This is a genomic window from Candidatus Polarisedimenticolia bacterium, from assembly GCA_035764505.1.
Taxonomy (GTDB): domain Bacteria; phylum Acidobacteriota; class Polarisedimenticolia; order Gp22-AA2; family AA152; genus AA152.
Genome location: DASTZC010000014.1, coordinates 1 through 15,523, shown reverse-complemented (window position 1 = coordinate 15,523; position 15,523 = coordinate 1). Strand labels below are relative to the sequence as shown.

The following is a 15,523-nucleotide window of genomic DNA, read 5'->3' as shown; positions in this document are numbered from 1 at the left end:
TCGGGGCCGGAATCGTCCTCTCGTTCCTCCTCGCCGTCGGCACCAACGCGCTGCGCATCGTGGCGGCGGCGCATCTCTACGAGATGGATCTGTACGGCCGGTGGATCACTCCTGAGATGCTCCATCGGCTCGCCGGGATCGTCCTGTACGCCGTCTCGCTTCTGCTGGCCTATCTCGCCGTCGAGAGGATGATCCCTCCGGCCGCCGGATCCTGGAGGGAGCGGCCCGTCCCGCCGGCATGGGTCCCGCTGGCCGGGTACCTGACCCTCACCCTCGGAGTGCCGTTGGCGGGGCGCGCCTGGCGCCAGGACCCGGCGGCCTTCCGGGAGCACGCGGCTTGCGTCAGCCTCGTCTGTCTGATCCTGGCTGCCGTGGTCTGGTCCGTACACCGCGCAGCGGGCGCGCGGCCGCCCGGGAGCCATGAAAGCCGCGCCGGTCGGTGCTAACATGCGGCCCCCAGCGCTCCGATCCGGGAGGCCGGCAGAGCTTGAAAGCCAGGATCCTCATCGTCGACGACGAGCCCGCGATTCTCGACAACATCCAGTACGTCCTCGAGGCCGAAGGGCTCGACACGCTGCGTCTCTCCGAGGGTCTGGCCGTCCTCCCGACCCTGGCCAAAGAGCGCGTCGATCTCATCCTGCTCGACATCGGCCTGCCCGACATCAGCGGATTGGATCTCTGCCGTGAGATCCGCCGGGCCCACGGCGTCCCCATCATCTTCCTGACCGCCCGCTCGGCGGAGATCGATCGAGTCCTCGGATTGGAGATGGGCGCCGACGACTACGTGCCCAAGCCCTTCTCGCCGCGCGAGCTGTCGGCTCGCGTCAAAGCGGTGCTGCGCCGGACGGCCGCCGCGGCGCCGCCGCGGGGACGGCACCCCGCCTTCGTTGTCGACACCGATCGGCGCCGCATCGACTACCGCGGCAGGACGCTGGAGCTGTCGCGCACCGAATTCGAGCTGCTGGTCACCTTCCTGCGCCGCCCGGGCCAGGTCTACTCGCGCGAGCAGCTCAAGTCGATCGTCTGGGAGCAGCCGGGCACCAGCCTGGAGAGGAGCGTCGACGGACACATCAAGAACCTGCGCGCCAAGCTGAAGGCCGTCGACCCTGACGGCGATCCGATCGTGACCCACCGGGGGGTCGGCTACTCCCTGAAAGAGTCCTGGTGAGACTGGGAAGCGCCCTCTTTCTCGCCTACTCGGCCATCTTCGCCCTCTGCTTCTCCTACCCGATCCTGCGCATCGCCTCCGATCTGCGGACGCGCTACCTCGAGTCGCTGGAAGAGCCGCTGGTGGACGAGGCGAACCTGCTGGCCACCCGCGTGGGCCACGAGATGGAGGCGGGAAGCTTCAGCCCCCATGAGTGGTCGAAGACCCTGCAGGAGGCGAGGGGGCGCGAGCTCTCAGCGAAGATTTACGAGATGCGCAAGGAGCGGGTCGATCGACACGTCTACATCACCGACGCCACCGGCAAGATCGTGTTCGACTCGCGGGATCCAGACAACGTCGGCGTCGACTACGGCAACTGGCGCGACGTCGGATTGACGTTGAAGGGAGAATACGGCGCCCGCACCACGCGGGAGGACCCGGACGATCCTGCCTCGGCGGTCCTCTATGTCGCGGCGCCGATCCAGGTCGGGGGAGAGACGGTGGGGGTGCTGACGGTGGCGGAGCCGACCACCAGCATCAATGCCTTCCTGCGCTCGGCCAAGCCGGAGATCTTCCGCATCGCGGCGCTCTCCGGGGCGGTGGCCGTCCTTCTGAGCCTGCTCGTCTCCTGGTGGATCGCCCGCCAGATTGGATCCTTGACGCGCTATGCCGAAGACGTTCGCGAGGGAAGGTCCGCCACGCTACCGCGCCTGGCGGGGATGGAGCTTAAGCGAATGGGTGACGCCTTCGATCGGATGCGCGAGGCCCTGGAAGGGAAGAAGTACGTGGAAGAGTACGTCCAGACCCTGACGCACGAGCTCAAGAGTCCCATCTCGGCGATCCGGGGAGCGGCGGAGCTGCTCCAGGAAGGGATGCCGGAAGCCGACCGTGCCCGCTTCCTGGCGAACATCCACGGCGAGGCCGTCCGCCTCGAGGATCTGGTCGAGCGCATGCTCGCCCTGTCGGAGCTGGAGACGCGCCGCTCGCTGCAGAGTGTCGAGCGTGTGCGGGTGGCGGAGCTGGTGCGCGGCGCGCAGGAAAGCAAGGCGGCGCTGCTGGCTCGCAAGCACCTGACGCTCCGCCTCGAGCTCGAGCCGGACCTCGAGATCGAGGGCGACCCCTTTCTGCTCCACCAGGCATTGTCGAACCTCCTGCAAAATGCCATCGACTTCAGCCCTCCGGGCGGCACGATCGTGGTGCGGGCCGTGTGCCAAGAGGCGACTATCCGTCTGGAGATCCAGGACCAGGGTCCGGGCATTCCCGAGTACGCCAAGGGGAAGCTCTTCCAGCGGTTTTTCTCGTTGCAGCGGCCCGACACCGGCAAGAAGAGCACGGGACTGGGTCTCAACTTTGCGCAGGAGGTGGCGAAGCTGCACCGCGGCTCCGTCCGGCTGGAGAATGTGGTGGCGGGCGGCCTGCTCGCCGTCCTCGAGCTGCCGCGCGCGGCTCAGAACATCACGGCGAAGGAAAGCCGGTAGAAGTTGTCGTCCAGATCCACCGGTCGCTCGTGCACCTCGCCGTGGTCGAACTGGATCTTGCGATCGTGCCCCGTCGTGAACCAGGTCAATCCGAAAGTGCGGGCACGCAGCGAAGTTTCCTCCAGGCCGCGGGTCGACTCGATCTCCTCCCAGCGCCCGGCCAGCTGCAGCCGCCCCGGTCCCACGTTGAAGGGCAGCAGCAGCCCTCCCTGCCCGTAGGTCCCGTCGATGTGGCGCGTGTCGAGCCCGGCCGTTTCATAGTCATCGTTGCGCTCGAGACGGGCTCCCTCCAAGGTGACGGCCCAGCGCTCGGCGAACGGCTGGTCGTAGAAGAACTCCGCCGCCCAGGCGTGGTAATCGCGATGCTCCGTGGTGAACCCGGCATCGTCACGCGCATCGACGCGGTCGTTCTGTGCGTCGACCTGTCCGGAAATCTGCAGGATGCGCTTCTGGCCCAGCGTCGTGCCGGTGTAGCTTGTGCCCGGCTCGGGGGTAAACCAGTTGTAGGAAAGCCGCACCGTCCCGCGCAGGCTGCTGCGACTGTTCACATCCTCCTGATCGCTGCCGTCGAACAGGGCGGTCCGATACTGGAAGCCGCCGTGGTTTCCCCAGACCATCCCGCCCAGGTCGCGCTGTCCCTCGATGGCCGGGCGCTGTGCCACCACGAACGAGCGGTCCACCAGGAGCTGATTGAATCCCGAGCAGAGGTTCTGGCGCAGGAAGGGGACCTTGAACTGCCCAGCCATGATCTGGAGCGCGTCGGCTTGTTTGTAGTTGAGGTAGGCGTCCTTGATCCGGAAGCCGGCGTCGTCGCGCAGTATCTTGCTCCCCTCGTTGTCCAGGCCGGCCTGCAGTGCGATCTCCAGCTTCTCTCCCAGCTGCGCGCGGAAGATGACTCGCATCCGGCGCACCGAGAAATCCTGGATGTTCTCCTCCTGCGGGGGAGGCGGGGCGGAATTCAAACCCGGGAGCAGCGGCAGGTCGGGACCGGAGTCGACCGCCCAGACCATCAAGCGGAAGTCGGCCTCCAGCTTTCCCTTCTCTCCCTCCACCAGCGTGACGACGGCGGACGCAGGCGTCTCCGCCGCCATGACGAGCCAGGCGAGAAGCAGCAGAGCCGCGGCCTTGCTGTCATGGCGGGCACGGATGATACCTTGCATTCTCCAATCCCCCTCAAAGCGCCCGGACCGTCCGGGGCCGGCGCATTGTATCCGAACATATATAATGAAGTCTCGCGCAGCGCGCCCCCGGCCGACCCTGCGGGGTGGCCTCGACTCCGCTTTCCTCCCCCGGCCGGGAGGGCCAAACCCTATGATATGATGCCGAACGCTTTCGGCAGGCCAACCACCCGGAGTCGTCTTGCCACCCTCCCGCACCCTCCGCGCCTTCCCGGCCGCTGCTGTTCTCATGATCGCAACGTCGCTCCAGGCGGCGGACAAGACCGCCTGGCCGCGCGAGATCAAGGCGGAAGAAGGCCGCATTCTGGTCTACCAGCCGCAGCCCGACGGCTATGAAGGAAACATCCTCACCGGCAGAGCGGCGGTCTCGATCAAGCTCAAGACCAAGCCGGAGCCGGTGTTCGGCACCGCCTGGTTCCGGGCCCGCGTCGACGTGGATCGCGAGCACCGCACCGTCCAGTACGCCGACGTCACCATCCCGAAATCGCGGTTCCCGGGAAGCACGCCCGAGAGCGAGCAGAAGCTGGCCTCGCTGATCGAGAAGGAAGTGCCGAAATGGGAGTTCGACGATTCCCTCGACCGGCTGATTGCCAGCCTCAGGCTGGTGGAGAAGGAGAAGAAGTACGCCGATGGATTCAACACCAAGGCGCCCCGGATCCTGATCGAGAAGGTTCCGGCGGTGCTGGTCCTTCTGGATGGCGAGCCGATCCTGAGGGACGTTCCGGACTTCGAATCGCTCAAGCGCGTCGTGAACACCCCTTACTTCCTCGTCTTCGACGGCAAGGCCTACTACCTCAACGGCTCCGCCGTCTGGTTCACAGCGGCCGATCTCAAGGGTGAATGGGAAGCGGTCAAGAAGCCGGGCAAGGAAGTCGCGAAGTACTACGAGAAGCTCCAAGCTCCGAAAAAGGGCGAGGAGCAGCCGAAGCCTCCCCAGGATTCGAAGCAGAAGCCGCCGCGCATCATCTTGTCCACCCAGCCTGCGGAGTTGATCCTCCTGGATGGGGAGCCGAAGTACACTCCCGTCACCGGAACCGATCTCCATTACGTGACCAACACCGGGAGTGCGATCATCCTGGACGTTCCCAGCCAGGACACCTACGTGCTGATCTCGGGACGCTGGTATCGCAGCAAGGGGATGAAGGATCCCTGGGAGCTCGTGAAGGCGGACGCCCTGCCGGCCGATTTCAAGAAGATCCCACCTACGTCGCCCATCGGCGAGGTGCTCTCCAGCGTGGCGGGGACCGAGCAGGCGGAAGATGCGTTGATGGAGGCCCAGGTCCCCCAGACCGCCGCCGTCCGGCGCGACCAAGCCAAGGCAGAGGTCGACTACGACGGCCCGCCGAAGTTCGAGAAGGTTTCCGACGACGTGGAATACGCCGTCAACACCGCCTCGCAGGTCCTGCGCATAAAAGGGAAGTACTACCTTTGCGACCAGGCGGTCTGGTACATCGCCGACACGCCGGAGGGCCCATGGATCGTCGCCGACCGGGTGCCGCCCGAGGTGCAGCAGATTCCTCCCGACAAGCCGGTGTACAACACGAAATATGTCTACGTCTACGATTCCAACCCCGAGGTGGTCTACGTCGGGTACCTGCCCGGCTATGTCGGCTGCTATCCCTACTACGGTACCGTCGTCTGGGGGACCGGCTGGTACTATCCCCCCTATGTCTCGCCCTACGTCTACTATCCGCACCCGGTGACCTTCGGTTTCAATGCCCACTACAACCCCTATTACGGCTGGAGCCTTGGATTCAGCGTCGGCTATGGTCCCTTCGTCTTCTCCTTCTGGGGGGGCGGCTACTACGGCGGGTACTATGGCGGCTACTATGGTCCGGTCTACCGTCCTCCTTATTATGGCGGCGGGGGCGGAGTCGTCCGCCCGCCGGGCGGATACAATCCGGGGCGGCCGCGTCCCACGCCCTACGGGACGAACAGCAACGTCTACAATCGCGCCGAGAACCGGGCGCGCACCGCTTCGACGACGGACAAATCGACGCGGCCGCAGGCGCGAAGCGCGGCGGGTGCTTCCAACAATCTCTATTCCGACCGCAGCGGCAACGTCTATCGCCGGGACGGCAGCGGGTCGTGGCAGACCCGGGAAGGAAGCTCATGGAAAGGATCGGGAAACAGCGGCTTGAATCGCGACTACACGGCGCGCCAGAACGGGGCGCAGCGCACCCAGGGATATCGGGGCGGCTATGGCGGAGGATATCGCGGCGGCGGGGGCCGGGGCGGCGGGCGTCGATGAGACTGCTTCCGCGGCTCGCGGCACTGCTTCTCTGTGCTCTGACCTTCCCGCAGCTCTTCGCGCAGACCCAGAATCCGCCGCCATCCAATCCGCCGCCCCCCTCCGTCAAGGACAAGCTCTTCTTCGGAGGAGGGCTGGGATTGTCTTTCGGCGATGTCGATTACGTGGAGGTCGCGCCCCTGATCGGCTATCGCTTCATGCCGAAGCTGGACGGCGGCATGCAGCTATTCTACCGCTGGGTCAACGATTCTCGCTATGCCGAGGACATCAATACCGACGAATACGGCGCGACCCTCTTCACGCGGTACTTCGTCCTGCCGAGCATCTTCCTGGAAGGGGCCTACGAGTTTATCAACTATGAATTCGTCCTCCCCAACTTCGACACGGAGCGGGATACCGCCAACAGCTTCCTGGCGGGAGGCGGCTACAGCGCGCCGATCGGCCGCGGGGCCGGCTTTTATTTCTCGGCACTGTACAACTTCAACTATGACAAGAACGATCTGACCAGCCCTTATGGCGACGCCTGGCGGATGCAGGCTGGAGTGACGGTCGGCTTCTGACCAACGGTCATGCGGTGAGCGTGGGGCGATCCTGTTCTCCTGGGGAGAGAGACGGAACTCCACGCGATGAAAGCCATGGCTCATGGAAGGGAGGTACCGTAGATGCGCATGCGCCGGAGCGTCAAATGGCTGACCCTGATCGCTGGGATGCTGGTCTTCGGGGGCGGGTTGGTCTTCTGGCTCGTGTCCGGTGGGACGCCTGAGCTGGTGCCCACGCCGAACCTGTACGCCGATTCCGAGACGAATCCGTTCACGGATGTCCCGGTCGAGTTCCGCAACAACCAGGTGGATGTCCTCTATGTCACGGACCGTCGCAGGATCGAAGGCTCAGCGGAGGACATGGTCGCCTACGACTTCGGCCGATCCCCTTCGATGGCGTTCGGTTCCGCGGTCATCCAGTATGGCGAGAACGTCACCTGGGACGAGCTGGTCAAGGCTTCCCGGAGCCGGAAGCGCGAGGGGCCCCTCCCCCGTGAGCTCGTGAAGGTCGAGGAGAAGGGGCGATTCCCGCCGACGCCATGGCCGTTCGACCCCCAGGCCGACTGGACCGACCATAGGATCCACTACGACCCGAAGGTCGTGGCGGAGCACGAGCGTGTCGCCGAGCTCTTCCGGAACGACGTGCGCTCGCGTCTCGCGAAGACGCCAAGGAAGGACGTCTACGTCTTCGTCCACGGTTACAACAACGACTTCGAGCATGCCGTCTCCGTGATCGCCGCCATCTGGCATTTCCTGCCCCGTCAGGGCGTCCCGATCGCCTACACCTGGCCTGCGGGGATGGGAGGGCTCCGCGGCTATTTCTACGACCGCGAGTCCGGCGAGTACACGATCTTCCACCTCAAAGAGATCATGCGCATCCTGGCGAACATCCCGGAGATCGAAAAGATCCATTTCATCGCACATAGCCGCGGCTCGGACGTGCTCCTGACGGCGCTTCGTGAGATCCTGATCGAAAGGGGCGGGCGCGATTACGTACCACCCGGAGATCGCAAGTTGGGCAACGTGATCATCGCGGCGCCGGATCTCGACCTGGAAGCGATCTCTCAGCGCATAACGGCCGAGGAGGTTCCGGCAAAGATCGACCATCTGACCGTGTACATGTCCAAGTCGGACGAAGCGATCGGCTTCTCGACCTGGCTGTTCGTGAGCCAGAAACGAGTCGGGCGTATCGTCCAGGAAGACTTGTCCGATGTCCAGAGACAACGGGGAAGCGTCATGGGTTATGGGGGAGGGGCCTTCGTCAGCACGAATCTCAAGGCAGGTTTCATCGGGCACAGCTACTTCTACTCCAACCCTGCGGCGCTTTCCGACATCATCTTGATCCTGCGGGACAACCGGGATCCAGGAGAGGCGAGCGGCAGGCCCTTGGTGCGGCTCGGTCCCGGGTTCTGGCGTCTCGACGACGGGTATCCGACCCGCAAGCCCGCGCCCTAGCGCAGCGACTCCTCGATCTTTTTCTGGATCACGCTGAAGAAGGGGTTGCAGCGCAGGCGGGAGAACATTCCGAGAGGCACCACCAGCGCGCCGCTCTCGCCGCGCGCCATGATCCCTCCGAGATTGAACCGTGGCCCCTCTCCGGCGGCCGGCTCCAGACCATACACCGGATCGTCGGGAGGGAAGGGGAGGGCGACGTGGCCGAGGGAGAAGATGCCCGCGGGCCAGGTCAGCGGCAGGTCCTCCTGGACGAAGTCGTTCGAGCCGGCGATCCGGCTCATCGAGGCGATGCGGTCCGTCGCCTCTGACGGGTTGCCGATGATGGTGACGCGGTAGGGGAGATCGCCCGCCGCCCGCAGCCGCTTCAGCTGCTCCACCGGTCCCGCCGCCAGGAACCCCTGTATCTTCTCCTCCCGGTTGATGTCGAACACCACCAGCTCGTTATCGCCGCGCGGCAGGAGCTCGAGCAGTCCGTGCACCACCTCCGCCGAGGTGACCGTCGAGTCGACCAGCGACTGGAAGACCATCACCTTGGGCATTCCCGCCAGCTGCTTCTTCTCCACAGCATCCAGCAGCTCGGCGCGCAGGACCCGCGTCAGGCGGTGGATCTGGTTCGCGGCGTTGACCGGGAAGGAATTGTACTTGTAGGGATCGAACTCCGGCAGAACGTCGAGCCAGGCCGATTTCTCGAAGCGGGGAAGGAAGGAAAGCGACGCGAGGATGTTGGTGAGCACCGCGGCCTTCGAGATCCCGATGGCCGGCGAGACGAGATAAATCCTCGCTGGGCGCGGCAGGCTCGAATCCGCCTGCGCCCGCACCGAGTAGAGGCTCACCAGCGCGGCGCCGGTGGAATGTCCCCCCGCCAGGAGAGGCTTGCCAGAAGCGCGCGCCGCCACCTGCTTTGCCGCCAGGACCACCGCGCCGTACCAGTCCTGCCATCGCACTTTCAGCAGTCCCGAGGGAACGGTGCCGTGACCCGGCAGGCGCAGGACGACCACGTAGCACCCCTGCCTCTGGAAGATCTCGCCTATCGTCCGCATGCTGTAAGGCGAATCGGACAGGCCGTGGACCAGCAAGACGCCGCACTGGATCTCTCCGGCCGGCGTCAGCTCATAGGAATGGTTGTAGGGAGTGTCGAGCGCCAGGTGCGATGGGACGCTGGCGGGGTTGTAGCGGCCGTAGACCATCTTGTCGGCAGCCGCGGGATTATCGAGAATGCGGCCTCGCACCTCCGCGGCAAGGCGATCCTCGAGGCGGCGGTAGTCTTGGAAGGTCGCCGGAGCGCCGGGCGCGCCCGCCGTGAAGTCCTGCAGCGCCAGCCGGTGCCACGGCCGCAGCTCCGGTAGCCGGTGGCGCGCCTGGATTGCGAAAACCAGGACGACGGCCGCCAGCAGGCTGGCCCCGAAGGCGAGCAGGATGAGCAGCCAGCGTGTGGTGCGGTGGAGGAGACTCACGACAATCTCGCTCCGGCCCGCAAGGCGCGGTGCTCACTCATGTGTATCTCAACGCCGGCGGGGCGGCGGCCGAGACGGATCTGCATTCGAGCAATACGGCGTCGGTGCATGGCTCCTCAACCGCCGAGGGCGATGGCCGTCCCGACCATGGCGATGCCCACGGCCAGCAGACACGTCCCGATGAGCCAGGGGCGGCTGTTGGTCTCCTTCCCCCAGCGATAGCCGACATAGAACAGCATCGCCAGGAGCAAGCCATTGGAGACCCGCAGCGCGAAGAGCCGATCCTGAAAGATCAGGAACGGCACGACGGCGGGAATGGCCGAAAGGACCACCAGCCAGAACGAGGCGATGGCCCCGTAGACATCGGCTTTCGTCAGGGTCGTCTTCAGCGGATGAAAGGTCCGCAGGCGTTTCAGGATGTCACGGTAGAGGCGCTCGCGCTCGGCGGTCGAGGTGATCGCCGCCAGTCGCGGGTCGAGCTCCGAGCTTATGATCTCCAGCGCTTCGCCGTCGCCGCGGGCCCGCTGGACGGTATGCAGCAGATGCACGCTGCGTCCTCTTTCGAACATCGAGCCGAGGATGTACATCACGCCGTCGATCAGGCCCCAGGCGATGTTGCAGCCGATGATCCCGATCAGCATCTCCTTGGTCGCGTCCACCCCTTCGTGGACGACCAGGCCCGCCCCGAGAGTGAAGCTCAGGACCATGATCAGCCCGAAGAGGATTTCCCCCAGGCGGTCACCCAGGTCGAGATAGCGCGCCACGAAGCGCTCTTTGTTCGCGGGTGGGGCTGACGCTGAGGGGGACCTCGCGGTCATGGCTGCATCGACGTGCGCGACAGATCGTCCGGCAGGTAGTAGCAGAACAGCGCGATGAGCGCGTAGACGCAGATCAGCAGCGCTCCCTTGAACCAGTTCGACCTGCCGTCCCCGGCGATCACCAGGGTTACCAGCGCGGAGAGGAAGATAAGGACTGCGCCCACCGTCCCCACCACCAGGTTCATCGGCTGCGGGGCGAGGAAGCCGCTGACGAGGACCAGAGCCGGGGCGACGAACATCGACAGCTGCAAGCCGCTGCCGATAGCGATGCCGATCGACAGATCCATCTGGTTCTTGCGGGCCGACGCGACCGCGGCGTAGATCTCGGCCGCCCCTCCGATCAGCGCCAGCAGGATGATGCCGATGAAGGCCTTCGAAAGACCCAGAGTCCGCGCCGTCTCCTCGATCGAGCCGACCAGGACCTCGCTGATGAAGGCCAGCGCCACCGAGGTGGCCAGCAGGACGCCGATTGCCAGACCCTGGCTCCACTCCGGCTCCTCGTGATGTCCGCCGCTGCCTTCCGCCGCGAAGAAGCCAGGGTGGGTCTTCAGCATGAAGACCAGGCTCAAGAGGTAGGCCAGGAGCAGCACGCCGGCAACCGTGTAGTTGAGCTGCTGCTCGATCGGTGCGGTCTCGGGCGTGATGAAATTGTGGAAAAGGCTCGGCACGATCATCGCCAGCGCGGCGAGCAGCAGCAGGGAGCACTGGTTGCGCGCGGCGCGGGCGTTGTACTCCTGCTCCTTGTAGGCCGTGCCGCCGACGAAGAAGGACAATCCGAGCGTGAACAGGATGTTGGCGAGCATGCCGCCGACGAGCGACGCCTTGACCAGCGCAATCTCTCCGGCACGCAGCGCCACGAAGGCGATGATCAGCTCGGGGGCGTTGCCGAACATTGCGTTCAGCAGGCCGCCGATCGCGGGGCCGGTGCGCATCGCCAGCTGCTCCGTGGCCTGCACCAGGATGGCCGCCAGGGGGACCAGCCCTAGCGCCGCGGTGACGAAGACCCACATGGCGGCGGCGCCCGTATGCTCGATGACGAGCGCGATCGGGAAGAAGACGATCAACCAGTTGATCGGCTGGCGCAGGAAGGCTCGCATCGGCTCCCCGGGGCCGCGCGGGGCGGCGCGTCGCGGACGTTTCGAAGTTGGCACGCGGAAGCCCCGGGTCCGGCCCGGAGCGTTGTTTCCTGAAGGCCGCCGGCACTACGGCGTCGGCGGTGCCTCGGTCGCGGGAGGCGTGCTCTCCGAGGCGGGGTTCCCCCCGGGCTCGGCCGGCGTCATCGCCTCCGGGGACCAGCCGCCGCCCAGCGCCCGGTAGAGCTCTACCAGGGCGTCCATCTGGGAGCCGCGCGTCCGGGCGAGGAGGCGCTCTTCGTCGAAAAGGTTCTGATCGGCGATCAGGATCTCGAGGTAGTTCGACAGCCCGGCGTTGTAGCGCCGGCGTGACAGCTGCGCGGCGTCGCGCAGCGCCTCCACCCCCGTCTCGCGCTCGACCCGCGCTTCCTCCAGCTTCTGGATCGACACCAGCGCGTCGGCCACCTCGCGAAACGAGTTGAAGGCCGATCGCTGGTATTGCGCCAAGGCGATGTCGAAGCGCGCCTTGGCCGCCTCGTAGTTGCGCTTGATGCGGCCTCCCTGGAACAGCGGCTGGAACAAGCCGGCCCCGAGCGACCAGACGCGGGCGCCCGAATTGGCCAAATCCGAGAGGTCGTGGCTGGCGCCGCCGAAGAAGCCGGTCAGCGAGATGGTGGGAAAGAACAGCGCCTTGGCCGCGCCGATGTCGGCGTTGGCGGCGACCAGCAGCTGCTCGGACTCCAGGACGTCGGGTCGCCGCTCGAGCAGGGCCGAAGGGAGGCCGGCGGGAACCGAGGGGGGATGCGACTGCTCGTCCAGCGAGTTGCCGCGCGGCACCGGCCCGGGAGCCTGCCCGAGGAGAAGATGGATGAGGTTTTCCTGGAAAGCGATCTCCTGCTCCAGCTCCGGAATGGCGGCGGCAGTCCGCGCCCGGTTGGCGATCGCGGAGTTGAGCTCCAGCTGGTTGGAGACGCCTCCCTCGACCCGGCGGCGGTAGAAGGCGACCGTCTCGTCATTTACTTGAAGCGTGCGCCGGGCGATCTCCAGCTCCAGGTCGAGGCCGCGCATATCGAAATAGGCGCGCGCCACGTCGGCCACCAGGGTGATGGCCACGCCGCGGCGCGCCTCCTGGGAGGCGAAGAAGACGGCGGTGGCCGACTCGCGCTCCCGGCGGAGCCGCCCGAACAGGTCGATCTCCCAGGACATCCCGAAGCCGAGGTTGTAGTTCTGGAACTTGCGGTCCTGCACGCCGAGGTTCTGCGCCGGATCCGTAAGGGTGGAGAGCTGCTCGGTGGTGTAGCCGCCGGTGAGATTCACCTCGGGAAAGAGGAAGGATTTCGCGATGCCGGCCCGGGCGCGCGCCTCCTCGACGCGCCCCGCCGCTATCCGCAGGTCGAAGCTCCCTTGCAATGCCTGATGGATCAGCTCCTGCAGGGCGGGGTCCTGGAACACCTCCCACCAGGGGAGGTCGGCCAGGGATTGCTCGGTGGCCTCTCCTTCCAGGGGGCGATGGGTGGCAGGCGACTCGATCGGGGGCCGCTGGTAGCTGGGACCGAGGAGGCAGCCCGTCTGCAGGGTTGCAAGAGTCAGCAGGCCGGCGAGGACCGCGGCGGCGCGAGACTGCCTCATGCGTGGGTGCCCCCGCCCCCGGGCGCGGTGGCGGGTCCGTGCGGGGCCCCGGCCACCGGGGCGAGATCGGGTGATTTCGCCTTGCCCTTGCGTCCGAGACCTTCCACGAAGGAGAAGTTCCCGGGAATGATGAACACCCCCATGGCCGTGGCGATCAGCATCCCCCAGAAGACCGCCGTCCCCATGACGTTCTGCGCCGCCGCGCCGGCGCCGTTCGACAGCATCAGAGGGACGACGCCCAGGATGAAGGCGAAGGCGGTCATGAGAATCGGCCGGAAGCGCAGCCGGGCCGACTCGATCGCGGCTTCGATCACCGATTTCCCCTCCTGCTCGTGCTTTGCCTTGGCGAACTCGACGATCAGGATGGAGTTCTTCGCGGCCAGGCCGATCAGCATGATGAGGCCGATCTGCACGTAGACGTTGTTGTCGTAGCCCATCAGCCAGGTGCCGAAGAAAGCTCCGAGGGCCACCAGCGGGGAGCCCAGCAGGACCGCCCACGGCAGGCGCCACGATTCGTACATGGCGGCCAGCAGCAGGAAGACGAAAAAGATCGCCATGAGGAAGGTGGGGCCGGCGGGGGGGGCGACCTTCTCCTGGTACGACATCGACGAGTAGGCGAAGCCCATCTCCTTGGGCATCGTCTTCGCGAAGACTTCTTCCAGCGCCTTCAGCGCCTGCCCCGAGGTGAACCCGGGGGCCGGCACGCCGCTGATCTCGACCGAGCGGAACAGGTTGAAGCGATTGGTGACTTCGGTGCCGGCTTCGGAAGTAATGCTGACCAGCGTGGCGAGAGGCACCATGTTCCCGGTGGTGCCGCTGCGCACGTAGACCTTGCCGATGTCCTCAGGCTGGCGGCGCGCGTCGCCTTCCGCCTGTACATAGACGCGGTACAGCCGTCCGAAGCGGTTGAAATCGTTGACATAGGTCCCGCCCAGGACCGCCGACATCGCCTGGAACACGTCGTTCACCGGCACGCCGAGCTTGCGCGCCTTCTCCCGATCGAGGTCCACCTTCACCTGCGGGTAGCGCGGGTCGAACGAGGTGAACAGGTTGGCGAGCTCTTTCCGTTGACGTGCTTCCTGGAGAAAATCGCGGGTCTTCTCCCCCAGCTCCGCCACGCTCAGCGCGCCGCTCTTGTCCTGAAGGAGGAAGTTGAATCCGGCCGAGGCGCCGAAGCCCGAGATGGTCGGGATGTTGAACGGGAAGATGATGGCGTCAGGGATGGCCGCGAACTGCTGCTGCAGGCGTCCCATGATTCCCCGGACGTGCAGCGCCTCGTCGTGGCGCTCCTCCCACGGCTTCAACCGGACGAAGATGCTGCCGAAGTTGGGCTGGTAGGTGCTGGTCACCATGCCGTATCCGCCGATCGTGGTGAAGGCGTCGATCCCTTCCGTCTTGCCGAGAATCTCCTCCACCTGCGCCAGGACGGCGCTGGTGCGCTCCAGCGAAGCGGCCGCGGGAAGCTGCACGTTGACTCCGATGATCCCCTGGTCCTCGTCGGGGACGAACCCGGCCGGCAGCGTCATGCCGAAAAGCGCGGCGCCGGCGATCACCCCGGCGATGATCACGATGGTGATCCACCCCTTGTGCACCAGGATCTCGGCCACGGAGACGTAGCCGCCGGTAGCCTTCTCGAAGAGCCGGTTGAAGCCGTCGAAGAAGCGGGTCAGCAGCCCCTTCTTGCCGCCTTCCTTCTTGGGCTTCAGGAGCATGGCCGACAGCGCCGGCGACAGCGACAAGGCGCTGAAGGCGGAGAGCAGCACCGAGATTGCGATGGTCAGGGCGAACTGCTGGTACATCCGCCCGGTCAGCCCGCCCAGAAAGGCGACCGGGACGAACACGGCCGACAGGATCAGGGCGATTCCGATGACCGGAGCCGAGACCTCTTTCATCGCCTGGACCGTGGCTTCCTTCGGAGTCTTGCCGTGCTCGATGTGGTGCATGACGGCCTCGACCACGACGATGGCGTCGTCGACCACGATGCCGATGGCCAGGACCAGGCCGAACATCGACAGGGTGTTCACCGAGAAGCCGAGGATGGGGAAGAAGATGAAGGTCCCGACCAGCGACACCGGCACCGTCAGCAGCGGAATCAGGGTGGCTCTGAAGTTCTGCAGGAAGATGAAGACGACCAGGGTGACCAGGATGATCGCCTCGACGAAGGTCTTGACGATCTCATGAATCGAGGCCTCCACCGCCGGCGTCGTGTCATAGACGATCTTGTACTCCATGTCGGCGGGGAAGAAGCCGCTGGCCTGCTCCATGGTGTGGTAGATGGTCTCCGCCGCCTTGAGCTGGTTGGCGCCGGGAAGCAGGTAGACCGCCATGGCGCCGGCGGGCTTGCCGTTCAGCCGTCCGAAGGAGTTGTAGTCCTGCGAGCCGAGCTCGGCGCGCCCCACGTCCTTGATCCGTATCGCCCCGCCCGTCTCGGTCTCGCGGATGATGATGTTCTCGAACTCATCCGGGGTGGTGAGCCGTCCCGGCGCGCTCACCGTGTAGGT

Annotated in this window: 12 protein-coding genes; 6 read left to right on the top strand and 6 right to left on the bottom strand. The window is 65.8% G+C overall.

Annotated elements, in window-relative coordinates:
• From VFW45_00815 to creC, 3 genes are all read left to right on the top strand, one after another.
• A partial coding sequence (locus VFW45_00815; GenBank protein ID HEU5179305.1) for a hypothetical protein occupies nucleotides 1-446 on the top strand: 446 nt, incomplete at its 5' end.
• Nucleotides 447-487: 41 nt separating this feature from the next.
• A complete protein-coding gene (gene creB / locus VFW45_00810) occupies nucleotides 488-1,168 on the top strand; it encodes a two-component system response regulator CreB (GenBank protein ID HEU5179304.1) in 681 nt (226 codons plus the stop codon).
• Nucleotides 1,165-2,625, top strand: coding sequence for a two-component system sensor histidine kinase CreC (creC, locus tag VFW45_00805; protein HEU5179303.1), 1,461 nt, complete (start codon nucleotides 1,165-1,167; stop codon nucleotides 2,623-2,625). Before creB ends, creC begins: the two co-directional genes overlap by 4 nt.
• On the opposite strand, the gene VFW45_00800 is transcribed toward creC, so the two are convergent.
• Entirely contained in the window at nucleotides 2,595-3,785 is a 1,191-nt protein-coding gene (locus tag VFW45_00800; GenBank protein HEU5179302.1) for a porin, read from the bottom strand. The two genes, creC and VFW45_00800, sit on opposite strands and share 31 nt — an antisense overlap.
• Before the next feature lie 199 nt (nucleotides 3,786-3,984).
• Between VFW45_00800 and VFW45_00795 the strand changes: the two genes are divergently transcribed.
• From VFW45_00795 to VFW45_00785, 3 genes are all read left to right on the top strand, one after another.
• Nucleotides 3,985-6,054, top strand: a complete 2,070-nt coding sequence (locus VFW45_00795) for a carbohydrate-binding family V/XII (GenBank protein ID HEU5179301.1) — start codon at nucleotides 3,985-3,987, stop codon at nucleotides 6,052-6,054.
• Nucleotides 6,051-6,614, top strand: a complete 564-nt coding sequence (locus VFW45_00790) for a hypothetical protein (GenBank protein HEU5179300.1) — start codon at nucleotides 6,051-6,053, stop codon at nucleotides 6,612-6,614. Before VFW45_00795 ends, VFW45_00790 begins: the two co-directional genes overlap by 4 nt.
• Nucleotides 6,615-6,716: 102 nt before the next feature.
• Nucleotides 6,717-8,048 (top strand): alpha/beta hydrolase, encoded by a 1,332-nt coding sequence (locus tag VFW45_00785; GenBank protein HEU5179299.1) that lies wholly within the window; start codon nucleotides 6,717-6,719, stop codon nucleotides 8,046-8,048.
• Here VFW45_00785 and VFW45_00780 read toward each other — a convergent pair.
• The 5 genes from VFW45_00780 to VFW45_00760 form a co-directional block, all read right to left on the bottom strand.
• Nucleotides 8,045-9,502 (bottom strand): alpha/beta fold hydrolase, encoded by a 1,458-nt coding sequence (locus VFW45_00780; protein ID HEU5179298.1) that lies wholly within the window; start codon nucleotides 9,500-9,502, stop codon nucleotides 8,045-8,047. The two genes, VFW45_00785 and VFW45_00780, sit on opposite strands and share 4 nt — an antisense overlap.
• 116 nt (nucleotides 9,503-9,618) lie before the next feature.
• Entirely contained in the window at nucleotides 9,619-10,320 is a 702-nt protein-coding gene (locus VFW45_00775; GenBank protein ID HEU5179297.1) for a VIT family protein, read from the bottom strand.
• Complete coding sequence (gene cax / locus VFW45_00770; GenBank protein HEU5179296.1) at nucleotides 10,317-11,417, bottom strand: calcium/proton exchanger; 1,101 nt, start codon at nucleotides 11,415-11,417, stop codon at nucleotides 10,317-10,319. Before cax ends, VFW45_00775 begins: the two co-directional genes overlap by 4 nt.
• Nucleotides 11,418-11,522: 105 nt before the next feature.
• On the bottom strand, nucleotides 11,523-13,022 hold the full coding sequence (locus tag VFW45_00765) for an efflux transporter outer membrane subunit (protein HEU5179295.1): 1,500 nt from the start codon (nucleotides 13,020-13,022) through the stop codon (nucleotides 11,523-11,525).
• Nucleotides 13,019-15,523, bottom strand: a 2,505-nt coding sequence (locus tag VFW45_00760) for an efflux RND transporter permease subunit (protein ID HEU5179294.1), incomplete at its 5' end; no start/stop codon positions are given. The genes VFW45_00760 and VFW45_00765, both read right to left, overlap by 4 nt.